Below are 25691 nucleotides of genomic sequence, written 5' to 3' on the forward strand. Positions count from 1 at the left end.
TCCCGAGACACAGACCCGAGCCTCAACCACGTAAGAGCCAGGACAGAATGAAAATACTTCACGTCACAGAGTGCTTCGCCGGGGGCGTTGCCACCGCCGTTAATATGTACGCCTCCCTCCTCCCAGAGCATGACCACATGGTGCTCTACACCGCACGACGCGCGAATTCACCGGCCACGCCCGACCCTGACCTATTCAGCCGGTGCTGGGAGCTGCCGAATGATCACCGCGCGGCCATCGCTACTGTGCACAACGTCCGTGACGAGGTTGCACCGGATGTTATTCACGCCCACTCCAGTTTCGCCGGAGCCTACGCCCGCATAGCCCGGATGTGGGGCGCCACGTGTCGAACACCTGTGGTCTATACCCCTCACGGGCTGGCCTATGCACGGAAAGACATCTCGGGGCTTCACCGTGGCCTCTTCCGCGCCGCTGAATGGGCCTTGTCGTGGGGAACATCGGTTTTCGCGCCCTGCGGTCAGTGGGAAGGCGACGAACTCCACAGTCTGAATCGACGTATTCCCAGTGTTGTGATTCCCAACGCCACCATGCCGACGGGTATGACCTGGAATCCGACGGAAACACCAAGCGTCGCAATTTCCGGGCGAGTGACCCCACAACGGAACCCCGAACTTTTCGCTGCCATCGCCCAACGAGTCCACGAGGAGCGCCCCACCGTAGAGTTCCATTGGCTCGGCGGTGGTGATGCCGAGCTCACTGCACACCTGGAACAGTCGGGAGTTCATGTCACAGGCTGGCTGAACACCGACGAACTCTATCAGCGACTATCGCAGGTTAACGTCGGTCTTCATACCGCGTTGTGGGATGGGTACCCGATGGCAGTGTTAGAAATGAGTGATATTGGTCTTCCTGTTCTTGTTCAAGACATCCCAGCGCTTCACGAATGTCCATCTCAAGCACGGTTCACCGGCGTCGATGATGCCGCACAAAAAGTCATAAGGGCGATCGACGCTCCGAGACCACTCATCGACGCGTGGACGGAGACGATGGAAATCCACAGCGTGGCGAACCTGACTGAGAAACTCCGTGAGTGTTATGCCCGAGCACAAGCGAGCCAGGGGTAGAGTTACCGTCGGCGGTCGGGTACATTCAATGTGATTAGACGCCTGGTGCCCCGTTTCCCATGAGGATCACCCTGACCATTCCCAAGCATGATCTAGACACAGTATTTAGTGACGCCTACTAGTGAATGAAGGATAAGACAATGTGGGTTGCCCCCTCCACCTCTCCAGGTGGTTACCCCAACTCTGTGTCCCCCAACCGAGACGAGAAGAACGACCGTTTTTTTGCTCCTGCGGATATTATTTTGCTCTGGTTTCTCGGGTTTCTTATCTCCCTCGTTATCAGTGCTTTCCACTCGCAGATAGTGCCCCCGAAGTTTGACCGTGATTCACAGGTCATTCAACAGTTGCTCGCCGTGCCTGGCTTGGCGGGATATGAGGATTTTGGTTCTTTTCGCACCATTGCGTGGTTGTACCAGTCACTCGGCTTGGCGAATAATGCTGCTTTGGCTGGGTTTGTCGGGGTGGTTGTTGCTCAATCTGCACTCGCAGTTGCGTTGTGGAGAATGAGGCCGATCCGAGCAACCCCCCTGAGTATTGGGGGTTTAGCCTTGTATGCTCTTTTTGTCGGTGTTTATCAAGGGGTATATACCAAAGAAATCATCATTAGTACGGTCGTCATGGTGGTGGCTGCTGCACCTACTGATCAGCGTTCTGGTTGGGTGTGGGATTGCATTCTTACTGTCATCATGGCGGTGTTGGGGCAGGTTTTCCGTCCGTACTGGACACTGATCGCCGTTGTTTTCCTTGGCTTGCGCATTTTTGTGTCTAATACTGGTTTTTCACGGCGGCGGATTCGGGTTCGCCAGTTTATCCTTTTGATGGGATTGTGCAGCCTATTGTTGGCAGTTGCTGTGGCCTCGACAGGTGTACCAGCTGACCATTTTCGCACCATGGTTAACGAAGGACGCGGTGCTGACACAGGATCTCTGATCGGTCGATTCTTAGAAGGCCCCGAACCGATCGCAGGTGTAGTCAATGTGCTGTTTGCGACCGTTATGTTGATGTTTCCCTTAATGCTCGCGATCAAACTCTCCCCGTATTACCTCCTGATTTTTCTCGTCATAGCCAGTTTTTGGGGAGGCTACTTCTATTCGGTGCGGCGGTGGTTGTGCAATGAGTATCGCCGCGCCCTCATTGCTCGTGCCGTGTGCCTTATTGCAGCTTTTGCTAGTGTGCAAGGATTGTTTGAACCAGATTACGGTTCTGCTCTTCGACACCTGACGCCACTTATTCCGATGTTTTTTATCATCTTGGCGGGAGAACAAGGTGGCGAGAACAACCGCAAAATTGGTCGTCGTGTGGTGAATGAGAGTATGTTCCCAGTTAACGGATCGTCTCTTTATTATCCGCAGCAGATGCCGCACAATTCGCATATATCACCACCGAGTAACTCTAGTGGAATACAGTATCCCCCTCCTTTATCCTCTTCTCCGTAACTCATTCATGCATCACCGCCGCCTGCTCCCGCAGTGCGCGCGCGAACTTGTGACCAAACTTCGGCCCATCAAAGTGAGACCTCAATGACGAAGCCACCCTTCAGTGAACAACCTGATGTCCATCAGCATGCCCCGGGAGTACAAATGAACCTCGGGCAGGATTGGACAGAAATCGTCCGGCGTGCGTGGACAGTGTTCCGGCACAACGTGTGGATCATCGCCGTGTTGCTAGTTTTAGGCATCGCTGGTGGATGGGGAGTATCCATGCTGATGCCGACGAAATATACCTCGACAGCGTCCGTGTTTGTATCAGTTGATACTGATGGGTCCATTGCTGGGGCGGTTCAAAGTACTCAGTTTGCGGAACAACGGATGCAGTCCTACGCCCAGCTTGTCAGTGGTGATGTCTTGGCCAAGCAGGTCGTCGATGATCTTCACCTCGACATGGCGCCACGTGAGCTGTCCAAGGAGCTCAAGGCTACTGTCGTCAAAGACACCGTGATCATGGAAATTTCCGCTACGGATGGCAATGCTGACCGTGCATTGGATATTGCCTCTGCCGCTGTCAAGGTGCTATCCAAGCAGGCGGGAAAGCTGGAAGTTCAGGTGACAGATTCAGGTTCGCGGGGTTCGTCGACCAAACAGCAGACAACTGCCCCACGAGTGTCGCTCATTAACAGTCCTGAGAAGGCGACCAAGCCTTCATCACCAAAACTGTTGATGAATGTGATCCTTGGCGGGATGTTGGGCTTCTTCATCGGGTGTGTTTTGGTTGCCTTGCGGTTCTTCCTTGACCGCTCCATTCGCTCCAGTGAGGAACTGGAACGACGCACAGGTTTGCCGAAACTGGGCGGTGTCCCGGTGGTTCCCGAGGAACAGCGTTCACGCGTTTTGGACTTCAACGATGAACGTGTTCGTGCTGCAGAAGCATTCCGTGAATTGCGTGTGAACCTGAAATACATCAACGTGGACAACCCCCCGCGGGTGATCTCAGTCACCAGCGCCCGGTCTGGCGATGGCAAATCCACCACCAGTATCAACCTGGCTAGTGCTCTCGCTGCTGATGGTGATTCTGTATGCCTGGTTGATGCTGATATGCGTCGTTCGATACTGAAGAAATACTTCGGCGATACGATCCACAGTTCGGTTGGCCTATCCACAGTCCTTGCGGGCGATGCCTATGTTGCCGACGTTCTGCAAGGGACCGGGACGGAGGGCTTCGATATCCTCGCCGCAGGTCAGGTTCCACCGAACCCGGGTGAACTGCTGAGCAGTCATGCATTCCGCCACATCCTGGACGAATTGCGGGAAGGCTATGACTGGGTCATTGTTGATACCCCGCCGGTCCTCGCCGTGACTGACGGTACGTTGGTTGCCACTGCCGTCGACGCAGTCATTCTCGCTGTTCGGTATGGAAAACGCACCTATGACGATGTGGCCCGGATGTTGGCTTCGCTTCGCGCCGTTCGCGCGCCGATTATTGGTACCGTTCTCACTGCCGTCCCACAGAACTCTATTGAGGGACGGTATGTTGGGTCGTATTCAGCGTATAAGTACGCTGCCAATAAGCAGGAGTTTAAAGCAGTGGCAAAGCATAGGAGCGTGGCAAAGAAAACCGCGTCTTCTGGAGATGCCAGCCGTGGCCAGTCCTCAGACACGCCGAATGGTGGTGGGGAGGCCTAGGTACCCTGCCACTGGGGGGCACCCATAGACCCTGCGAGCGCTTACGCAACTGGGGAGTAAGGTAGGGCTTATGAAGATCGTTTTCGTCTGTACTGGTAACCAATGCCGATCGCCTGTGGCTGAGTACATTGGCCGCTCGATTGCTGACGACATCACCACTCAGACGGGGACGCATAATTCACGCCTGCACCGTTCACTCCCACCCACACTGGAGTTTTCCAGTGTGGGAGCTCACGCGAACCATGGAGCCCCCATGGAACCCAGGGCGGCGCAATTCCTGGCCAACGAGGGCATCAACCCCGCCGGTTTCACCTCGACACCCTTAGATAAGAAGGCCATTGCGGGGGCTGACATCCTCGTTGGAATGGAGACCGAACACGTTGACCAGGCTCTCCAGATCGCACCACCCTTGTTGAAAAAAGCGGCAACCTTACGACAACTCTCAGCATGGGCGAAAATCGACGACGTCCATTTTCCCCATGACATTGAATACCTACGGGCTAGCCAGGTGTGCGATGAGGCGCTCCGCACATACGGGCCAGACATTCCAGATCCAGTGACACTTAACGACGACGACTTTCTGCGTATCGCATGCGAGGTTCTAGACAACGTAAAAGGGCTGGTCAAAGGCATACTTCAAGCTTCTGAAGTGTAGCGGAACATCCCCGAATACTGCTTGTCACCATTGCGGCGTACACTTTCCGCGTACGTTGCCGCACACCTGCGGTCGTCTCTACATGGTGCCACCGTGACACAGTAGTGAAGTAGAGGATGAATGCACGTTCCCCGTTACTCACGTATCAGACGGCGTCGTCGAATACGACCACGTCATCGGCTACGCAACACCACAGCACTCGTCGTCGTGGTGATCATTACCGCGTGGTGTATCTTTGCTTCCCGCTTCCTATGGTTCCCGCGTATTGACCACCAACCTGACCACGTTGATGCCATTGTGCAGTTGGGGGGACCACATGGTGGCATCGAGGCGTATGAGAAAACCCGTCGCGCCGCGATCGGTCACACCACCAACCTGGTGATCTCAGATCCGTATATTGACAAGCCCGCGTTCGGTGCACGGCTCTGCGCCCCCGAACCCGGGATCACCGTCTACTGTGTTCACCCCGAGCCCAGTACAACACGGGGCGAAGCGCGAGCGATTGAAGCACTGGTCAAAGAGCACGGCTGGACCCATGTTATGGTGTACGCCACAGGAAAATATCATGTGGAGCGGACACGAATGATTATTGGGCGCTGCACGGCTGGAACTGTTGATGTTGGCTACCATAACACTCCTTTGACCTGGGAAGATCACGTGTGGGAGTGGTCGTACCAAACTGCGGGAGTCATGAAAATGCTCACTCAAACCGGGTGCTAGAAAAAAAAGGGGGTATTGTCGCTGGGTAGTGAATCAATAATGGTCACGGTACCTCACTGTCTATCGCTAAGCTGACAGTCATAAGTCGTCGAAGGCTCACTGACTGAGGAACCAGATACATGACCGATACTCCTTCCCATCACCTACCAGCGGACGATACGACGCCTCACGCTGCATCTAATACCGCTACGGGGAAAGATAACATCGTGGAGATACTAGCCCCCGTATCTGGACATGTGATCCCCATCGACGACGTTCCTGATCGGATGTTCTCCACAAAGGTTGTCGGGGACGGCCTTGGAATCACACAACCAGATAACGGGATCATCGTGGCTCCCGTCTCTGGGAAAGTCATGATGGTCGCTAAAACTGGTCACGCTTTCGCTGTGAAAACAGACAATGGGCTTGAAGTTCTCGTTCACCTTGGAATCGATACAGTCGCGCTTAACGGTGAGCCCTTCGACATCACCATCGCCCGGGGGAATGAACTCCATGCTGGTGACACCGTCGGCACCATGGATGTCGGCGCCATCACGGCAGCAGGCAAAGACACCACCGTTATCGTTGTCATCACCAATACGGTCAAAAAACTCGATGACCTCTCCGTGACCCACAAAACTGTGGTGTCCGGTGACCATATTGCCGTCGCTACGGTGACAACCCCACCGGTCGCGACGGTAGCGGAGCCTGCCACCGAGCAGCAGGGGAGCGGCCGGGAGAAGAATGGTTGTCACACTGGTACTGTCGCGGCATCGACTACCTCGGAGCGCCCCGCTGATCTCTCCGGCTATGACGCGACCGCATGGGACATCATCACCAACATCGGTGGGAACAACAATGTCACCTCGCTCACGCACTGCATAACACGCGTGCGATTCTCGTTGAAAGACGAGTCCCGCGCGGATGACAACGCGATCCGCAATATCGACGGCGTTCTTGACGTTGTGAAAGCAGGAGGGCAATACCAAGTCGTCATCGGGCCCGCCGTCGAGGAGGTGTACGACGCCATCACAACACAACTCGGCGGCATCGACACCACCATCACTACCGACACTGAAGCCCAGGAACGCCCCACCACACTGTGGGGTTGGGCGAAACGAGGATTCAGTTCACTGATCGGCGTGATCACCGGATCCATGATTCCAGTCATTGGGCTCCTGGCTGCCGCCGGTATCGTGAAAGGAATTTTGGCACTATTCGTGCAGGCAGGGTGGGTAGATAAGAACACCCAAACGTACATCATTATCGATGCCATGGGTGACGCCGTCTTCTACTTCCTGCCTATCTTCGTCGGGTTCACAGCCGCCAGACGGCTGGGATCAGACCCGATTATCGTTGCCATTGTCGGGGGTGTCCTGGCGTACCCCAGCCTGGTGGATATGGCGTCGAAACCTGGCGACACGTCATTCCTCGGAATGTCACTCAATGCCGAATTCTTTGGTCTGCCGTTCCATATGGCCTCGTATAGTTACTCAATCTTCCCCATGATCGTGGCCGCATGGCTAGCCTCCATCGTGGAGCCCTGGCTGAAAAGAACCATCCCAACGGTGCTGCGGATGATCGCCCTCCCGCTGTGCGAGGTGGTCGTCGTGTCCCTGGCTATCATGGTGATCCTGGGACCCGCCGTTATGGTCGTATCACACGGCATCGCCTCGGCCCTCATGTGGATTTACCATATGTCGCCCACCATATCTGGGCTCCTCATCGGCGGCTTCTACCAGTGTTTAGTTATCTTTGGTCTACACTGGGCAGTCATTCCCATCGTCACCGACCAAGTCTCAGGGCCTGGTGGCGATTCCCCAATAAACGCAATTATCTCCGCCACCATGGTGGCCCAGGGGGGCGCTGTCCTAGCAATCTTCCTGAAAACTAAATTGCGAACAATCAAAGAACTGGCAGGCCCCGCCGCCATCTCCGCGTTCTGCGGGATCACCGAGCCAGCAATGTACGGTATCAACCTCAAATACGGGCGCGTGTTCATCATGGCCTCCATCGGCGGCGCCGCCGGTGGCCTCCTCACCGGCGCCTTCAACGTCACCATGTACGCCTTCACAGGGTCACTGGTGGGCTTTCCTTCATTCCTTCCCCCAGGCGTCGGCATTGGACCAAACTTCTGGGGCTACCTCATCGCCTCAGCAACATCCCTCGTGGTGTCCTTCGCCCTCACGTACCTCCTCGGATTTAAAGACAGTGACGTCGAGAGCGCACGCAACGTGAAAAAAGTCCGCCTCGGACGACGCGAACCAGTACAGAAATAAAAAAGATTGAGAGCAGGAGCATCTGCTAACGAAGCTCAGAAAACTCCACCACTGTGCTCACAATTGTGCAGGTGGAAGGGCTTATACTCGGGTCGAGGTACGTCATCTCTTCGGGTCTGATCACGCAACACCGAAGGAAAACCCTGTCTCCTGGGGAAGCGAGATATGTCCCAGCAGAGGCATGGGTATGTGTAGTAGTCTCCGTATACTTAAGGAAGCCCGCAGTAGCTCGCGTGCTGCGCGTGTGCTATGGCCCGTACTGAACCAAGGAAACGGATACGTATGCTCGTCCCCCCTGACAGAACAACCTTTCGTCACCGCCTGGCCAGCCTCTTCCAAGATTGGCGGTGGGACGGCACGTGGGTGATGCGCGTCATCCCCACCGATGGCAGTACACCACTATTTAGCAACAACGACGCACAAAGCAGCAGCCACCGTCGCATCACTGAAAACATGCTGACCCAAGGATTCCCGGGCAGCACCATCCACTTCATCAACCTCGACAACCACGACACAACCACCACACCACACAACCCAGACAACCCCGAACAATTCATCGCACACATCGCCCAGAACCTCGCCAGCTACACCACACGCCCCCTCACAGACATCTTCGTCTACCAACTCGGCCACTGGCGAGGATTCGCCCTTCACCACATGTGGGGCGACGGCGCCACCATCCGCGACCGCCTCGGCAACGTCTACGCCTACCTAGGCTCCACCTGGCCACTCGGACGATTCGCCAACGAACACCAAAACCAGCCAGACACACGCCGCCACACCCCCATCCCGCCGACACTCACACTGACCTCCGCGACCTTCCTCCTCCACCTCGCCGGCTTCGCAGAATCACTCATCCGACACCCCAAAGAAACACTCACCAGCATCAACGACATCCTCACCTCAGAAAAAACCACACACGATCACCCACCCATCGAACCCACCCCCGCAGAACTTCGCACCACCACCATGACCTACACATGGGAAGGACAACCCGAAGACAAACCACGCGCAATCCCACTCGCATGGGACTGGTGGACAGAACTCAACAACCACCTCGACCAGCGCGACGGATACCTCGACCCCAACCAATTCTGGCTCATCGTCGGACTCCGCCATAACAGCACACTTCTCACCCACCGCGGCGGAAACCTCGGCGGCCGATCACGCATCACCGTTGGAGGCGACCGACACACCGACATTCAAACAACAAAAAACCGAGTGAAATCACCCTTCGCAATCACACGCACAGTCATGAGCGGCCTGCCACAATTCATCAAACAAATGCTCCACCTACCCCGCACCGTCGCACCAGCCACCATGACCACACACGCCGCCACCAGCCCCCACACCATCACCACCATGTGGACCTACAACCGACTCACAGCAGACGAACCCCAAGAAATCAGCGTCGGAATACAAGGCCTCGGCTCACTCCTCGTCGGAAGCTTCGAAGACGACAACACCTACCACGTCGTCATCTCCGGCTTTGTCAACCCCACAGTCCACAAAGCCGGCACCGAAGCCCTCAACCGCATCATCACCAACGCCGGCTACACCCGCACCTAAACCCACCCCGCACGCTCAACCACGAACCACCATCACACCCGAGCGTGCCGCCCCCGCGCCACCCGCGGAGAACACAAATACGGCAGCGCAACAATACTCACCGTCATAATCACACAGAACAAATACACCACCGGCCCACCACGGAAAAACAACGGGACAAGCACAAAGAACAACGCACGACAACCCGTCCACACCATATAACCCCGCTGCCGGCCCACAACCACCGGATACTTCGTCAACATCGCCGACACCACACCCGCCGTCACATACAACGACAGCGCAACAAACAACGGAATATAACCCGCAGCCCAATACGAACCGTCATTCCACACAATCGCCCCATACTGAACCACCGCAGTACCCGCACCAAGAACACCAGCAACAATCGCCGCACGCCGCACATGCACGCGATAACCATCCGGATCACCCTGACGAATAGCCTTCGACGCCGGAGCCTCAAAACTTGGCGCCACCACCTGCTGCGCCAACGTCAAAAAACCACCATACAGCCGAACAACAATCGCCCACGTATTCGCATACGCCCCCAACATTGGCGTCACCATACCCTGAATCTGGAAACCAATATCAGCAAAAAACGCCCCCGACGTCGCCGCCTTATTCTCACGAATATACGACCGCAACGGCGCCGCCAACACCGACGGAAACGCCACCAACGACGACCACTCCCGCCGAATCGCAGACCACACCTGCTGATCCGCCGCCCGCGCCAACAACACCGCAGCACACACATAATTCAACGCAGCCACATAAATCAGACCCTCACGAACGGGGAACACAAACACAACCCCACCCGTCGCCACAATATTGACCACACCATAGATAAAACGAACCCGTGAATACACACCCATCCGATCCTCACGGATCGTAATCGCCACATACATGTTGTACAGCGTGATCGACACCGTCGCCACCATCGCCCACAACACCCGCGCAGCCCACGCAGGATGAATCCACAACAGCGCAACACCAACAACACCCAACAACCCCGTGCCCACCAACGCCATAAAACCCGACGCAGCCGTCGACAACGACAAACGATTATCCGGCAACTGAAGATACACACTGTGGTAACTCAACGACATCGACCGCGACACAATCATCCCCAACGACACTGGAAACAACATGTAGGCCACCATGCCCGGCTGCTTCGCCACGACCGGCAACAACATAGCCGCAAAATTCAGCCCCTGGCCGACCAAGGCCGGACCAAAACGGGAATTCAACGTCCGAACCCGCTGAAGGACAATACCCATTCGTCACCTCAAATTTCCTGCATCCACCATCAGCCACCGACACCAGCAGGCGCGACCACAACAATCACACCCACACGTGAACAACTACCAAATCTGCACACGATCGTCAGGGGCCAACCACATACCGTCACCCGGCTGAACACCAAACGCCTCAGCAAATTCATCAACATTCCGAGAAATGACGTTACACCGAAACTCCGACGGCGAATGAGGATCAATCGCCAAATACTGCGCACTCAACTGCGGACGAATCGCCGTACGCCACACATTCGCCCACGCCAAGAACAAACGCTGCATCGCCGAAAACGCCGGGGCACCATCAAACGCCATACCCGTATCCGAATCCGACTCCTCACCCAACGGAGCTAAAGCCGTGTCATCAGACAGAAGGAACGGCAACGCCGGCGACGTCTCCGGCGTCAGCCCCCGATCCTCCAAATACAGGCGATACGCCACCACAGCAATACCTAAACCACCAAGATCACCAATATTCTCACCCAACGTAAAACGACCATTCACATGCTGACCAGTCAACCCACGCTGTTCTAAACCTTTCGGAATCAACCCATCGAACTGATCAACCAACCGGCCCGTGAGTTCCTCAAACGCCGAACGATCCTCTGCCGTCCACCACGAATTCAAATTGCCCTCACCATCGAACTGAGAGCCCTGATCATCAAAACCATGACCGATCTCATGGCCAATCACCGCACCAATACCACCAAAGTTCTGCGCCATATCCGCATCCGGATTAAAAAACGGCGGACGCAAAATCGCAGCAGGAAACGTAATGTCATTGACCACAGGGTTGTAAAAAGCATTCACCATCTGCGCCGGAGCAACCCACTCACTCCGATCCGTCGGATGCCCTACCTTCGCTACCTCATACCGATGACGCCACGCCGATGCACGCCGGGCGTTCACCACCACGTCCTCGCCCTTCGGGGAAAACTCCAGACCATCGTACGTTTTCCACTCATCGGGGTAGGCGATCTTCGCGCGGAACGTCCCCAGCTTGTCTAATGCCCGCTCCCGTGTCTGTGGTGTCATCCAGGAGACACCACTAATTCGCTGGCGGTATGCCTTCAGCAGATACTCCACCAGAGACACCATTGTTTCCTTATGCTCTGGAGGGAAATGCTTAGAGACAAACTCCCGGCCAATATCATCAGCAATAGCACCATCAAGGAATGCCACCGCACGCTTCCACCGTGCACGCTGCTCCGTCGCCCCCGACAACACACGACCGAAGAAATTAAACGACTCTCGGCTCACATCCTCCGCCAACAGCGATGCGCGTTGCGTCAGAATGCGCCAGCCGGCCCACAATTTCACCACGGACAGATCTGTCTCCTGCACCAGAGCCCCCACATGATTGAGGTAACTCGGCTGACCGACGACGATCATATCCGTCGATAGCCCTGTCGCCTCCAGCCACACTTTCCACGGGAAATCTGTGGGAAGATCATTCACTGACGTGGGGTTGTACGTCTTGAGAGCATCACGCGTGTCCTCCACACTCCAGTGTCCCTCAGCGAGACGAGTCTCAAAATCAATAATTGTCGCAGCCAAGTCCTCAGGTGACGCGTCGGCAAACTCCACAGGAATAAGTGGGCAGTCCTGCCATTCCTCACCACTAGTCGCCTCCCGAGCGGCCCCCAGCATTGTTGCGATATGCTCTTTCACCTTCTCAACCAGAGGACGGTGTGCCTCCTCGCGATAATAAGCCTCATCGGGAAGAGTCAAGCCACCCTGATTCAGGTATGCTGCATCATTTGTTGAATGTGCATCTTTTGCCACGTAGTACCCGGCAAAACCACTAATCCCAACAACATCCAACGCGCCCAACCCGCGCGCACAATCCTCCAACGTATCGACATTGATTCGCGCCAGATCCTCCTTCAGCGGAGTGTAACCAGCCTGGTTGATTCCCTGGGGGCCGTCGACATCCATGAAACTTGTGAACCCAGCACCAATCCGTGTCGACGGATCCGCTGCTTCAATGATCGTGCGAACATCGTCCTCTGCCTGATCGCGAAGCTTGTGGAACGTGCCATCGACCGGGCGATCGTCTGGAATAGTGTGATGCGACAGCCACGGCCCGGACACGTAACGGTACACATCATCGCGAGGAGACGGGCGCGATGCCGGGGCTTCCGAAATATTGTCAGGAATCGCCGAACCAGCTGCTGTCGTAGTCTCGGCCGTTGGTGTGCTGGCTGTTGCGGTGTCGCCTGATGGTGAAGGATTGCTCACAGAAAAACCTTTCATGACTGCATGGCTATCGTGGTCAGTATCTTGCCTCGACTGTAATGATTGCTCATCCCCGGCGCATCGGTCGACTCTGGGACACCACCAGCCTTGCATCAGCATCAAAAAAAGGGGGGCGGGCCATTTCGCACGCAGACCCCACCGGTGGGGCATAACCGTAGTCAGCCGGACCCCTCGGTGGTACCGCCAAGCCATGCAAGTGCAGGATGACGACGCTGTACCCTCCCTGTTCTCTGTTATTGTCTGTCAGCATGAGCTGTGAGAACACGCACGACGCACCACCGGCAGATGCGTCGCCACACCAGGGGGCTGGACACACCCACGACGACAGTCTCGCCGATGCGCCCCAGTACCAGGACCTTCCGCATGGAAAAAAGAACATCGTGGTGTGGATGATGTCGTTATTTGTGGTCTCCGGCCTGATGGTCACACCGATTATCATCGATAGCGGATCTCCCGGCGACTACCCAGGTGAAAAAATTGATAAGGCCATAAAGATAGGGAATGACGATAAAGAACACTTCGCCGGGCCCGTACTCGGAGAGTGCTACGACAAATCGTCCGAAGCTCCATATGGAACCGAATATCACTGCGGAAATACCACAATTAAGACAATGACCATGACTGGAAACAGCAACGGTGACCACGTATTCCGTCGCGGGATTCGAGCTACAACATTCATCGACGTCAAGGGGGAGCTCAACACGGTCGCAGCATCCGCTGGAGCATGGAAGGCGCGGGTAGCATTCCTTGATCCACAGAAATCACTATTTAACCCGGACGCAGAAGCAACCCTCTCAGCTGCATTCACAAAAAAAGATGACCCGTCAACATATGTTATCGCATCCGTAACTGGCGGAACCACGGACGACATTGCGAATGTGATGGGCAAAATTGTTGCCTCACGAGGCTTCAAGCAAGATATCGCGTACAAAGCATTGAACCACACAACTGCCAGCATGGTTGATGCTGGTAATGAGTCAGGCGAGCGGCTACTGGCCGGGGGAGAAGCATAATGATAAAAGACGTATTCACCTGGACATATGTTGTTTTTGCCGTGATCAGCCTGATTGTGTGTGCCAGTATAGTTGGTTTATCACTCGCGTTCGTGCCCGACGCCATACCTGTGGGCATTGCGGGCGCCGTGTCGTACCTAACGGTGTTCTTCATTATCACCCGATGCCTGCCTATATGGAGGTCAGGCAGTTTGTTGTGGGTGATCATCAGTATGTACTGGGGCGGTTTCGTTGTCGTTGGCACAATCTTCCCCACCTCTTCCGCGATATCTGATCTCGTGAAGACCGCAGGTCTTGACCGCTTAGAGGCCTCTGCCAGTGGTGCGATTCCTGAGGAAATTGGTAAAGCGGCCGGTGTTTTTGTGATTCTTTTTATGGCTCGTCGTGTGTGGGATAGGCCATGGCATGGGCTTTTAGCTGGTTTTTCCGTGGGGATGGGCTTCGAAATTGTCGAAAACCTGCTATATGGCAGTGTTGGTGCTCCTTCTGATCCAACGTCCGACGTTCATGGCGCTTTCGAGTCGTGGGTTGTTCGCACCTGTCTAGGGTTCGGCTTGCATGCCATGCTTACCGGCCTGTCAGGATTTGCCATTGCTAGTGCCCTTATGGTGGCGAACAAGTCCATGGCGTGGCGTCTAGGAGTTGGTGCGGGTGGTGTTCTCGCCGCTATTGGTTTCCACGGGTGGTGGAATGTTCAATGGCCCGAGAGTTTCGGGATTTTTCTCATGTTCCCTGGTTGGATTGGATTGACCGCTATCATCGTTGTCATCCTGAAGAAACACTGGCAACGTGCCAAAAATGATAGGCAACGGCCTCTGCCTTCTCATAAAAAAGCCTGGAAACAGGTTCCTGTCTAGGTTGTTCCATAGCCACCGTTGCAGACTCATCCGCATCAATAGCGTGTTTCTCCTGTTGTTTATGTGAATAATGAGTTACAGTGTGGCCATGTCAGACTTGCGTAAACCCACTGCCACACGCTCACGTTCCCGGTTGCGCAGCATCATGCCGGGGCTCAACCCCTTCCCAGCAACGATGAAACACCGGAAACTTGCTGGCGCAGCCCTCGTCACGGGTTCGCTTTTGACAACAGCTGCCCTTGTCTCAACGGCAGCAGGTTTTACCCCCGCTGACGCTCTCAATGGCATCGACGTCTCCAGCAACAACCACGTCGGCGGACAAGCCATCGACTGGAACTCGGTGGCCGGTGACAACCAATCATTTGCCTTCATCAAGGCCACAGAAGGCACCGACTACACCAACCCCTATTTTGGTTCAGATTCAAAGAAGGCCAAAGCTGCTGGCCTCACCATCGGCTCCTACCACTACGCGCGGCCCGGTACCGATGCCCGCCAGCAAGCACGGTTCTACGCCCACGAATTAGCGAACCAGCCTCAACCAGCGCTACCACCAACCCTGGACCTTGAAGAAACCGGGGGCCTCGGCCCACAGCAACTACAGAACTGGGTCAGTGAGTGGGTCGACGAGGTCAAAAAACAAACTGGCCGTACACCCATCATGTACACGTACTACAGTTTCTGGATCAACAACATGGGGAACACCACCAAGTTTTCTGATCTGCCGCTGTGGCTGGCCTACTATGATGATTCTTTGCCAGACACCATCCCCGGTGGATGGGATCACGTCACCTTCTGGCAACACTCTGGCTCAGGGTCTGTTGATGGCATTAATGCCCAAGTCGACCTCAACAAGTACGACGGGACCGACGCGGAACTTAAAGCCCTAGCCAACAACATGAAGGAAGATACACCTGTCGGTGGCGTGGCCACTACCGTGAAACCAGCTGTCGATGCTGATGTCGCGTCCGCTAGCGTCTCGAATGACATTCAACATCAACTCCAAACAAGTCCTAACCCAGTACTGAAGTCCATCGGGAACTCGTTTAACGTCCCGATCCCAGATTCAGTCCTGGTGGCGACCTTAGGTGTTGCCGCGGGAACCGTGTCATTGTCGCAACTGTGGGATACGATCCGCGAAGAGGGCTTTGGCGGTCAGCTGGCCGACCAACTCGTCCGCGCTGTCACCGAAGTATCCCAGAACGGAGCCGTCCTCAGGGATCAATTACAAGGACTACTGGGCACAAACTCAGGCGCAACCTTGGGCCAGCTTGAGAAAGCACTCTCCGATGCCGTGTCAGCTATCGGTGATAGCGGAAACTCCTACGGTGCTGGCCCCAAGAATGAGGCACCAGGAGCAGCCCCAGGCACTGCAACCCCCACCCCTGCACCGCAAGGGCCTACGAATCCACCCCAGCTTGACCAGGGCCAGCAGGTGCAATCGGTTCCGGGATCCGAATCGTAGTTCTGTGAGTGTGCCACGAGATCCCTATCGTGGCACCAGGACATCACGTCAATAGTCGAGATGCGCATACTGATTGCTCCGGACAAATTCAAAGGATCCCTCACCGCAGCTGAAGCCGCCACCGCCATTAAACGAGGGGTCACACGCGCCATCAGTGATGCCGACTGTCTCATCATCCCCGTATCCGATGGTGGCGAAGGCCTCATCGAAGCGACGAACAATACTAATGCTGAACGACGCGTCACACGCGTTCGTGGCCCCCTCGGCGACGAACACAATGCTCGCTGGGCATTGCTGACCACACCATCCCCAGGCAATCCACCCCTCCACCACATCCAGCCTGAACACCCGAGCCCTATCGCTGTCATAGAGATGGCAGAAGCCAGCGGGCTAGGGTGGGTCACCCCCAGCCCAGAAACCGCTGTCCGTGCTGACAGTTACGGAACAGGACAGCTCATCCAGGCCGCCCTGGACGCAGGCGCGAGAACCATCATGTGCGGCATTGGCGGTTCCGCCTGCACCGATGGAGGAAGCGGTGCTCTTCGAGCACTTGGTGCACGCATCCTGGACCGTCATGGGAATGATATTCCTCCGGGAGGGGGAGGGCTGGTCTATGCCCATACCATCGACACCTCAGCCATGGCTCCCGTGGACCACGTTCGCATCATCCTTGCCACCGACGTGACTAATCCTCTCCTCGGTCCTCACGGAGCAGCCGCCGTTTACGCACCACAAAAAGGAGCCGGCCCCCACCAAGTGGCAACTCTTGAACAAGGACTGACCTGCTGGTCAACGTGCCTTACTCGTGTCAACGCAGACTTCAACCCTGCCGCCATGGGTATGGGGGCAGCAGGCGGTTTCGCGTCCGCACTGACGACAATCTGCTCCGCTATCACCACCCCAGGTTTTGACACTGTCGCCACTCTCACTGGTTTCGATGCGGCCCTCGCCGCTGGGGTCGACCTCCTCATCGTCGGTGAGGGTACACTGGATCATCAAACACTGTCGGGGAAAGCGCCGGTCGCGGCGGCGCGCCGGGCTGCGGCGTGGGGGATCCCTACTGTTGCTGTTGCCGGGGCGGTGAACGTCGATACGTCCGACCTTGAGGAGGCCGGCATGTCGGCTGTCATAGCGCTCAGGGACGTATCATCTGGTGCCGGCGACAAGGATGACACTATGCGCCACGCTGCGGAATATCTCGAACAAGCTGCAGAGAAGCTCGTTCGAGATATGTGCTAGTGATCGGATGATAATCCCTGGTCTTTGTAATTCATGGGGCCCGGGTTCCATAATCCTGAGCGAGTCTCGGTTTTTTGCGCAACCTTGGCGGTATCTACTTCCTTCTTTGTGGAGTTTGCGGGGGGGAGGAGAGCATCGAGTTCGCCCCAATCGCGCCCCCAGTCGTCTCTGAAGTAGGTTGGCAGCGCCATGGATACTGTGCTTGTTTCAACAAGTCCGAGGGATCCGCCTCCGCTGTAGTCCATCCATGGGCTGTTGGCACGTTGTGTTTTGTAGCTTGGTGCGATGCGGTATTTCGGCAGCTCGGCTACACCGGCCCAGTGGTCGTATTGGCGCTGGCAGGGGAACTGGAGTGGCGTTTCCCATTCAAGGAGGACGGGATCATTGTGGCCCACATAGGAGTTGAGACTCTCGAGTTCCGGCATGCGCGGTGGGGTAAATGCGAGCCAATCGCGACGTGCTAGTTCTGTGTCTTTTGCGTGGAGCCGGAGCACGTTAGCGTCATGGGGGATATCGGATGTGAGGAAACGGAGGTTTCGCCACATTGGCTCCCGGCCAGGACCGATGGGGAGAAGCTCACCTGTGTTAGTGACTTTTCCCTTGCTATCGCGATGGCCGTATTCCAGCACGAGGTCGAGACCGGGTTGGGTAACCCCGTTACTGTCGATATGTTTGATGGATCCTGCGGCAGAGACGACGATGATCGGTGAGGTTCGCTTGTCCAGCTTGTACCAGGATGTTTTTGTTTCAGCAGGTAGTTGTATTCCACTGCTGTACGAACCGACTACAGGAACTTTTTTGGGGTCAAGGCCGAATGGAAGTGATGCTGCAGACCCATTGATGCCACGGGCGTGTTGGGTTCCGCCTTCGGTCCCTGTGGATCCTGTGTTCTTCTGTCCTGAGTGGCTTGATCCACGGGAATTTGCTGCGTCGGCGTCGCTGGTTGTTCCGGTTGTCGAGTCTTGTTCATCCTGATCAGAGTGGCTGGTATCAGAGGAGCCGTTGGTTGAGGTGCGGGGTGTGTTCTTGTTGTTCTGCTGTGCCGCGGTATCAACGGTGTCGACAGTGCCGAAATCAATATCGGGGTAGATGGCTGCTGGGATGTTGTTCGCGCCGAAGTTGTGATTCTCATCGGCGGTGAGTGATTCTTTGAATTCTGTGTCATCAGCAGTGGGCAGCATATTTTTCGACGGGTGTTTTTCGACGTCCACGTAGTCTGCCATTTGGCAGGTTTTTCCTGCCAGAGTGCGAATGTTTCCCAGTCCGACGGAATACGCGGGGTACTGCTTCACAAAAGCTTTACCGATGCTTGCGCAGTTGAAGATCACGATGAGTGCACAGAGGACAGCGATAGGCGATGCGGTTAGTGAGGCGAATCGTTGTGCGCGTGCACGCTCGCGACTTTCAATGGCTTCGCTCTCGGAGTTGGTTTGGGCGAGTGTTTCTTGGATGTCGAGCCGGAAGGATTGGATCACACCCCATGCCATGATGAGCAGGGCGAGTACCAACATAATGCTAGATACTGGCGTGTTTTTTACTGCTATGGGTTTGTCATACCACGGGACACCCAATGATGAGATGTACCACCAGCCGTTGGTGCCGGCGAGAGCAAGAGCGCTGAGGAAGATGGTGACGCCCAGGTAGAGGAACCTGTTTCGGACGGATCGTGCTGCGAACTGTGATGCGGAGACTGCGGCGAGCGCGGCGACGGCGGCGCCTACTCCGGCGTATACGCCGAAGTGGTGTGTCCATTTCGTCGGTGTAAATGCCATGAAAAAGGCAGTGCCAATGACAACGATGACGAGGCGCTGTGTGGGTCCGGGCCGTGCGCCGAGCACGGTTTTGTGTCGTAGCATCGCGGCGAGGACGGTGCACAGGGCTAGGGCCACCATGAAGATGGGGAGGCGGCGAGAGAAGGATCCGTTTTCTGTGGCTGAGAATAGAGCGTCGTAGCGTACCCATTCCTCGTACCAGTGGAGAGATGGTCCGATGAACCCGCGCAGTTTGATTGATTGCAAGACTGTGGAGAGGGTTTGGTCTCCGAATACTGCGATGAGGATTGCTGTTCCTACGGCGAGGAAAGGTGCTAACAGTGCTATGAGACCACTGATGACTGCTTTTTTGTTCGCTGATCGTGGGGCGCCTAGTGCATCGAGTCGGTGGATAACGATGCGGAATATGTCAGAGAGTGCTGCGAGGAGCGCGGCTACTGCCATGAGTCCGGTGGGTCCGGCTGCGAGTGAGATTGAGGCGACAATAACGCCGAGGGCGGCGGGGGTGAGTTGGTCTGTGCAGATAGCGCGTTCTAGAAGAACCCACGTTAAGAGGGCACCGAGTGCGATAACAGGTTCCGGACGGAGACCGTTGTTGTAGGCCATCCAGACAGCGAGGAATACGAATCCGGCCGTCCAGTAGGGGACTTTTCGTTGGGAAATGTCACGTCCGAAGCGTGGGATGACGCACCGTGAGAGTAAGAACCAGGTGAGTACGGCGGCAATGAGTGCGGGTAGTCGCATCCATGTTGAGGTTGTGTTGACTCGAGCCATGAGGCCGAGAAGGTCGTAGTATGGTGCGCCGAAGGGTGATTCTGGTACGCCGAACCAGCGGTAGTAGTTGGCCATGTAGCCGGAGTGGTGGGAGGCTCGTGCCATGGTGAGCAGGTAGCCGTCGTCTGAGGTATTGGCCCCAAAGAAGTACCAGTACGTTAATACTGTTCCGACGATGCCGTCGAGTGTGGTGATTTTCTTCCATGTGGGTGGAAGGAGTGGTCGTTGTTGGCGGGATCCGATTTTGTCTAGTTTCCACAGTGCGGTCAGTGATATGAGTGCGAGCACAAGCCCTGTGAGCATCACGATGTATTTGATGGTGGTGGGTTGTGATGTAAATCGTGAGTCGATGTTTGCGTGTGCCTTGAGTCCGTTTGTGATCGCGGTGTTTTTCGCTGTGGATGAAATTTCGGTGTAGATGCCTGTCATTTGTGGGCGATGGTCGCCGGCGACGGAGGCGGAGAGGGCTTTTCCGTCTTTACTGTGGTGTCCGGGGACGTCAATGGTGGTTGACGTAGCGTCGGAGTGCACGTGGAGGGTGGCATCGTCCGGTAGTGATGTGAGGGTGGTTGTTGTGAGCTGAAGGATGACTTGGCTGCGGTTCACGACGTCGACGCCGTCGTTGGTTGCACGGACGATGAGTCCTCGTGATGATACGAACCGGGAGTCGTGGGGGAGGGTGGAGAGGATGTCGGTTTGGTTTTTGTTGAGCCTAGTGACCAGGGAGAGGGGAATGCTGAAGTCGAGTGACTCTGGTGAATAGGACATCAGGGGGGCGACAACTGAGTTGATGTTGTCATTCTGTGGCCAGTCTATTGATGATTGGGTTTGTTTGACCGGCATCAGGGGGGTGAGGATGAACAGAATAAAGGCGGCGATTCCGGTGACCGCGGAGACTATTGTGGTCCGCCGAATGCTGGAGCCCGTACCCGGCCCTTGTGAACGGTGTTGCTTCGGGGCCGGAGTGCTTCCTTTACTTTCGTCAGTATTCATCCGTGACACAGGGTCGGAGTCTACGTCACATTCGTGTGAAGTAACCATTTCTCGATGAGTGTGGATGGCAACTAGTGGGGATTAACGGCCACAATGAATGGTCCTACTTGCGTCACGGTCCAGTCTTTGAACGCTGTGGGGTGGAAGTGCATGGTACGGAAGTGGACGTTGGGGTCGCTGGGGTAGATGTCGTCTGCGATGTTGAGTGTCCAGTCATCGTCGTCGACGGAACCGCGGAAGACGATGGCATCTGGTTGCCTCCAGGGCATCGTGTCCATGGCGGACTTGAGTTTTTCGGGTGTTTTTGCTTGTGCCCAGGTGTCGATGGCTGCGTTTCGACGGGTGAATTCGCCAAGTGGGTTGGCATAGTGTGCTGTGAGGGCTTGGAACTCGAGGTAGGGGCGGTATGCCATGAAGGCTTGTTCGTCGGAGAGGAGGACAGTGGTGGTGGGTTCGCGGCCGATGGTGTCGGCGACTTTCTGGTAGTAGATACCTGAATCCGCGGGAATGCCGTCGTTGCGGTGTCCGTCGCCGTCGGTGTCGGAGTAGGCGGAGTTGATGGAGTGGGCGATCGACCAGGGAATGGTGGCTGCGTATTCGGTGGCTGTGATGCCTACCAGGACGCCGATGACCACAGTGATGGTGGGGGCTGCGGTGATGAAGCGGTCGGGGTATAGGGCGGGGATTCCGTGTGTGATGGCGTCGTGGAGTCCGAGTATGCCGGCGGTGGCGAGGAGCATGGTGATGGGTGGTTCCAGGCGGAATCCGAGCAAGGTTGTTCCGTGGATGGTGGCGGCCATGGATAGCAGGACCCAGGCGTAGTAGGTCAGCACTGCAATCGCGATGGGCATGGCGATGGGGTGAGTGAAGCGGACGATGAGCCAGATGATTCCGACGAGACAGAGGAATCCCAGGATGGTCATGTGGAACATTGGTGTGGGGATCTGTGTTCCGTCAGCGGGGAGGTAGTGCTGGGCTGTGTCTGTGCTTCCGTGGGGTTGGGTGAGCAGGTGTGTGATGTAGGGTGCCCAGACTGGTGTGGCGATGAGGAGGGAGCCGATGCCGATGCCGAGGAGTCGTACTAGTGGTGTGAGGGATGTGCGGCGAATGGCGATGACGATGCCGATGATGACGATGGCTAGGGCGTTGACACCGGTGAAAAGTGTGTAGAGGGAGGCGGATGCTCCGAGGAAGATAGTTGTTGCGAGGCTGGACCAGTGTGCGCCGTTGATGGCGCGCCAGGCGAAGATGGCGGCGGCGGGAATGCCCATGCCGACGATGGCTGCGTAGGGTTCGAATGATGATAGGGACAGCATGATTGCTGTTGTTGTGAGGGCGATGAGTGTGGCGAGGGGGAGGCTGTTGGTGATGCGTTGCCAGACGGGGACGAGGAGGCAGGCTGTGGCACTGAGCGTGATGATTGCCCACGGTTGGAATGCGGCCCAGCCGGGGAGTCCGGTGTAGTGGGCGAAGCGTCCGCCTGTGATGAACCACCCGGCGGGGTAAAAGGTAGGGATGCCGGGGTAGGCCATGTCGTGGAGTCCGAATTGTGCGGTCATCCGTGTGAGGAATTGTGTTCGGAATGCCTGGTCGATGGAGATTCCGTCGAGGTAGAGGCGGGTGGAGGCGAGGGGAATGGTTAATACGGTGCCGACGAGTCCGGCGGGTGACAGGTAGGAGACGGTGTATGTGAGCCAGGTTCGCCATCGGGGTCGGTTGATGGTGGGGGTGGGTGATGTGTCACTGGTTGTCTGGTTGCGGTGGGCTTGTTTGTTGTCGTGATTCCACCAGATGAGGAGGGTAGTGGCGATGATGATGAGTGTGGCGGAGGAGAGGGTTGAGATTGCTTTGAGGACGTTGGAGCCGCTGAAGCCGGGGAAGTGTGTGGCTTTCATGAGGCGCCAGAAGAGGAGTGCTGTGATGGCGCCGCCGCCAGTGGCGAATGCCATGGTGAGGATCGTGTGGGGGAGGCTGATGTGGGCGTGGGGTGTGGTGGTGTGTGTGTCTGGTTGTGCCCATGGGCCCGCCTCGGGTGTGGAGGCGGGTTTTACCTGTGATGTCTCAGTCCCCATTTTCGATGCCATGGGGTAGATCATGGCATATGTGCAGGCGTTTGGGCGCATTGTCGTGCGCTCGTGTGTGCCGTGGTGTGGGGTGTGTGCTGTGTGGTTTAGTCGTCGCCGGTGATGAGGATGGCGCGTATTCCGGTGTGGAATCCGTCTCGTAGGCTGACGCGTTGGGATTCGCTGAGTGTGTATTCGTGGAGTGATTCGCAGGCGAATTGGAGTAGTGGGCGGTCGACGTTGGGTGGGAGTCCACCGCCGGAGAGTACGTGTGCGCTGTCGCGTTGTTCTTCGGTTGCCACGTGGTTGAACCACCAGGTTGCGTATTGTTGCCCGACGTCGAATGGGGTTTGGAATCCGGTGGTTGTCCAGATTTCGTTGGGGAGGGGGACGTAGCGGGAGCGGAGTTTTCGGCGTGGGGCCATCATGGATGGTTTGGGTGCGGGTTTGGGCTCGGTTTTGGGTGGTGTTGTGTCGTCGTCGGTGGGTTCGGTGGTGGAGTTGTCGTTGGTTGTTAGTGCGTTGTTGATTGTGTCGGTGGGTGTGGTGGATGGGTGGGTGTCGGCGCTGGGTTCGGGACTGTGTGTGGTCGGTGGTCCTCCGGTGGGGGAGTGTTCGGTGTGTTCGGGTATGAGTTGGTGGGCTGTTGTGTTGGTGCTTCGTCGTGGGGTGGTGATGATGGCGTTGGGGGTGGGTCGTGGTGGGTGTGAGGGTGTGGTGGTTGATTGGTGTGGGTCGGTGGGGGGTTCGGCGGTGGCGTCGTTGGTGTGTCGGCGGATGCGGCGGGATGTCCAGGTGTCGTCGTTGGTGTTTGTTTCGGTGGTGTCGTCTGGGGTGTGTTCGGTGGTGATGGTGGTGGAGATGAGGTCGTCTGTGTCAAGTGGGCGTGGTGGGATTGATGGGGGGATGGGGCCTTCTAGTGGTTGGATTTGCATGGTGTCTGCGAAATCTTCGCGTGGGTCCAGGACGGTGATGGAGTCGCATTTGTGGCGGAGGGCGTTGGACATGGAGTCCCAGCTGAATCCGTAGAGGTGGACGCGGATGCCGAGGGCTGATGCTTCGACGACGCCTGGGATCATGTCTTGGTCGCCTGATACGAGGACGATGTCGGAGCATTGTTGGCGGACGGCGGCGAGGATCATGTCGGCGACGAGTCTGGTGTCGACGGCTTTTTGTGTGCGTCGTTGTCCGGTTTCGATGAGGAGTCCTGCGCGGAGTTGGACTCCGTCGACGGTGCGGAGGGCGCGTTGGTAGCGGTGGGGGCCGGAGTCGGGGATGCCGTCGTACCAGTTTTGGCGTTGTACTGGTTGGCCAACGTGTTGGGTGATCATTCGGTCGAGGACGGAGCAGACTTCGGGGAGGTCAATTTCGAGTTGGGTTCGTGCTCCTTCTTCCCATGAGTTGTAGAAGCTGGCTAGCAGGTAAGAGGTGTCAACGAAGACGAGGGTACGTTCGAGCATTGTTCACGGTTTCCTAACTAAAAATTATCTAACTATTTGTGTAAAGGTTCTGAGTTTTAGGTTAGCGATTTCCGGTCGCCAACGCTGGCTCATGTGCCCATATTCTAGTGGATTCTTGGGGGCGGTTCTTACGCGTTGGTCTCCGAAACCATTCGGGATTAGTTCGCGCGTCGGGTGCGGGAGTGAGCTGCGGTAGTGCGTTTATCTGGGGGTGTTATCGGTGTTTGGGTGGTGTTGGTGTGTGGGGAGATTTCTGACGTTTTCCAAGGTGAGGGTGGTTGGAGGTGTGGTCCTTGGTGTTGGTTACAACGCTGTCGCGGGGACACGGTCGTTATGGCCTCGGTTGGAATCTGGTCTGGGAGGCCGCTCATACCGGGGGGTTGTGGGGCGCGATGTCAGTGTTGATGAGGTGTCGAGTTCTGGCGCATCATTCCGTGGCCAGTGTGATGGCGGCGGTACTGATGATGTCATGGTGTTCATTAGTGAATCGGCTGGACTATCGCATGTGACGGTTGAGATATTCGGTGGTCGTTCCGTGGCTGAAATACCGTGCACAGATGATGAGCAGCACAATTTGACCTGGGTTTTTCAGCCGATTCGTGGGGTGTGGTGGTGTGTTTTTGTAGTCGTGCTCGGTGTGGTTGGACTTGGGTGTGCGCTGCATTCGGTGGAATTTCTCGGTGTCTCGTTTCTTCTGGTGTGTGTGGTAGTAGCCGGGCAGCTTGTGCACGTGGTTCGTAATGCTGGCGCTTTTGGGGTCCCTCGGATCATTATGTGGAAGAAGTGCTTGGTCCTGGGTTTGGGTCAGTTGGGGTGGGCCGGTGTGCTGTTTTTAGTAGCGTCCATCGTGGTGGTGTAGGTCGTATCTGGATGCTGGTGTTGTCGCTGGCCTGGTGAGGGTGAGTACGGTTTTGGTGTACGACATCCTTACTGCGGGCGGAGTACATGGTGGTCAATCCGTTTGCTGGGCATGCTTGTTTTTGATTGGTGGCGTGTTCTGCCCGGTTTGTTGTGTCGGCGGTTGCTTTTGGTGTGTGTTTTTGTGGTGTGTGCTGGGGGTTTGTGGTGTGTGGGTGGGGTGTGTAGTGTTTTGTCTCGTCGTTG

The 25691-nt window shown here is 56.3% G+C and carries 17 protein-coding genes; 12 read left to right on the plus strand and 5 right to left on the minus strand.

Features of this window, described 5'->3' with window-relative positions:
• Nucleotides 1–47 precede the first annotated feature (47 nt).
• The 7 genes from V5S80_RS07080 (at nucleotide 48) to V5S80_RS07110 (ending at nucleotide 9406) form a co-directional block, all read left to right on the plus strand.
• Nucleotides 48–1085, plus strand: coding sequence for a glycosyltransferase family 4 protein (locus tag V5S80_RS07080; protein ID WP_395170058.1), 1038 nt, complete (start codon nucleotides 48–50; stop codon nucleotides 1083–1085).
• 140 nt (nucleotides 1086–1225) lie between these two features.
• Nucleotides 1226–2521 carry a hypothetical protein gene (locus V5S80_RS07085; RefSeq protein ID WP_395170059.1) on the plus strand — a complete coding sequence of 432 codons (1296 nt, stop codon included), beginning with the start codon at nucleotides 1226–1228 and terminating at the stop codon, nucleotides 2519–2521.
• An 84-nt stretch (nucleotides 2522–2605) separates the two neighbouring features.
• Nucleotides 2606–4204 carry a polysaccharide biosynthesis tyrosine autokinase gene (locus tag V5S80_RS07090; protein WP_395170060.1) on the plus strand — a complete coding sequence of 533 codons (1599 nt, stop codon included), beginning with the start codon at nucleotides 2606–2608 and terminating at the stop codon, nucleotides 4202–4204.
• 70 nt (nucleotides 4205–4274) lie between these two features.
• Nucleotides 4275–4859 carry a hypothetical protein gene (locus V5S80_RS07095; protein ID WP_395170061.1) on the plus strand — a complete coding sequence of 195 codons (585 nt, stop codon included), beginning with the start codon at nucleotides 4275–4277 and terminating at the stop codon, nucleotides 4857–4859.
• Between the two features lie 120 nt (nucleotides 4860–4979).
• Nucleotides 4980–5579, plus strand: a complete 600-nt coding sequence (locus V5S80_RS07100; RefSeq protein WP_395170062.1) for a hypothetical protein — start codon at nucleotides 4980–4982, stop codon at nucleotides 5577–5579.
• A gap of 119 nt (nucleotides 5580–5698) precedes the next feature.
• Nucleotides 5699–7837, plus strand: coding sequence for a glucose PTS transporter subunit IIA (locus V5S80_RS07105; RefSeq protein WP_395170063.1), 2139 nt, complete (start codon nucleotides 5699–5701; stop codon nucleotides 7835–7837).
• A gap of 282 nt (nucleotides 7838–8119) precedes the next feature.
• Nucleotides 8120–9406, plus strand: coding sequence for a hypothetical protein (locus V5S80_RS07110; protein WP_395170064.1), 1287 nt, complete (start codon nucleotides 8120–8122; stop codon nucleotides 9404–9406).
• A 32-nt stretch (nucleotides 9407–9438) separates the two neighbouring features.
• Here V5S80_RS07110 and V5S80_RS07115 read toward each other — a convergent pair whose 3' ends face one another.
• Complete coding sequence (locus V5S80_RS07115; protein ID WP_395170065.1) at nucleotides 9439–10680, minus strand: hypothetical protein; 1242 nt, start codon at nucleotides 10678–10680, stop codon at nucleotides 9439–9441.
• 84 nt (nucleotides 10681–10764) lie between these two features.
• Nucleotides 10765–12855, minus strand: a complete 2091-nt coding sequence (locus tag V5S80_RS07120; RefSeq protein WP_395170086.1) for a M13 family metallopeptidase — start codon at nucleotides 12853–12855, stop codon at nucleotides 10765–10767.
• Nucleotides 12856–13202: 347 nt separating this feature from the next.
• Here V5S80_RS07120 and V5S80_RS07125 point away from each other — a divergent pair, with 347 nt between their 5' ends.
• The 4 genes from V5S80_RS07125 (at nucleotide 13203) to V5S80_RS07140 (ending at nucleotide 17525) form a co-directional block, all read left to right on the plus strand.
• Nucleotides 13203–13967, plus strand: a complete 765-nt coding sequence (locus V5S80_RS07125) for a hypothetical protein (RefSeq protein ID WP_395170066.1) — start codon at nucleotides 13203–13205, stop codon at nucleotides 13965–13967.
• Complete coding sequence (locus tag V5S80_RS07130; protein WP_395170067.1) at nucleotides 13967–14824, plus strand: PrsW family intramembrane metalloprotease; 858 nt, start codon at nucleotides 13967–13969, stop codon at nucleotides 14822–14824. Before V5S80_RS07125 ends, V5S80_RS07130 begins: the two co-directional genes overlap by 1 nt.
• Nucleotides 14825–14912: 88 nt before the next feature.
• Entirely contained in the window at nucleotides 14913–16286 is a 1374-nt protein-coding gene (locus V5S80_RS07135) for a glycoside hydrolase family 25 protein (protein WP_395170068.1), read from the plus strand.
• Between the two features lie 60 nt (nucleotides 16287–16346).
• Nucleotides 16347–17525 (plus strand): glycerate kinase, encoded by a 1179-nt coding sequence (locus V5S80_RS07140; RefSeq protein WP_395170069.1) that lies wholly within the window; start codon nucleotides 16347–16349, stop codon nucleotides 17523–17525.
• On the opposite strand, the gene V5S80_RS07145 is transcribed toward V5S80_RS07140, so the two are convergent.
• The 3 genes from V5S80_RS07145 to V5S80_RS07155 all read right to left on the minus strand — a co-directional run bounded on the left by V5S80_RS07145 (nucleotide 17522) and on the right by V5S80_RS07155 (nucleotide 24587).
• Nucleotides 17522–21064 (minus strand): arabinosyltransferase domain-containing protein, encoded by a 3543-nt coding sequence (locus V5S80_RS07145; RefSeq protein ID WP_395170087.1) that lies wholly within the window; start codon nucleotides 21062–21064, stop codon nucleotides 17522–17524. The genes V5S80_RS07140 and V5S80_RS07145 overlap by 4 nt on opposite strands.
• A 71-nt stretch (nucleotides 21065–21135) precedes the next feature.
• Nucleotides 21136–23148, minus strand: coding sequence for a galactan 5-O-arabinofuranosyltransferase (locus V5S80_RS07150; RefSeq protein ID WP_395170070.1), 2013 nt, complete (start codon nucleotides 23146–23148; stop codon nucleotides 21136–21138).
• Between the two features lie 86 nt (nucleotides 23149–23234).
• The gene (locus V5S80_RS07155) at nucleotides 23235–24587 is read right to left on the minus strand and encodes an NYN domain-containing protein (RefSeq protein ID WP_395170071.1); all 1353 of its coding nucleotides are present in this window, start codon (nucleotides 24585–24587) and stop codon (nucleotides 23235–23237) included.
• A gap of 274 nt (nucleotides 24588–24861) precedes the next feature.
• Between V5S80_RS07155 and V5S80_RS07160 the strand changes: the two genes are divergently transcribed.
• Nucleotides 24862–25446: a hypothetical protein gene (locus V5S80_RS07160; RefSeq protein WP_395170072.1), complete on the plus strand. Its 585-nt coding sequence runs from the start codon at nucleotides 24862–24864 to the stop codon at nucleotides 25444–25446.
• Nucleotides 25447–25691 lie beyond the last annotated feature (245 nt).

This window comes from Corynebacterium sp. PCR 32, from assembly GCF_037464985.1.
In the GTDB taxonomy this organism is placed as follows: Bacteria; Actinomycetota; Actinomycetes; order Mycobacteriales; family Mycobacteriaceae; genus Corynebacterium; species Corynebacterium kroppenstedtii_D.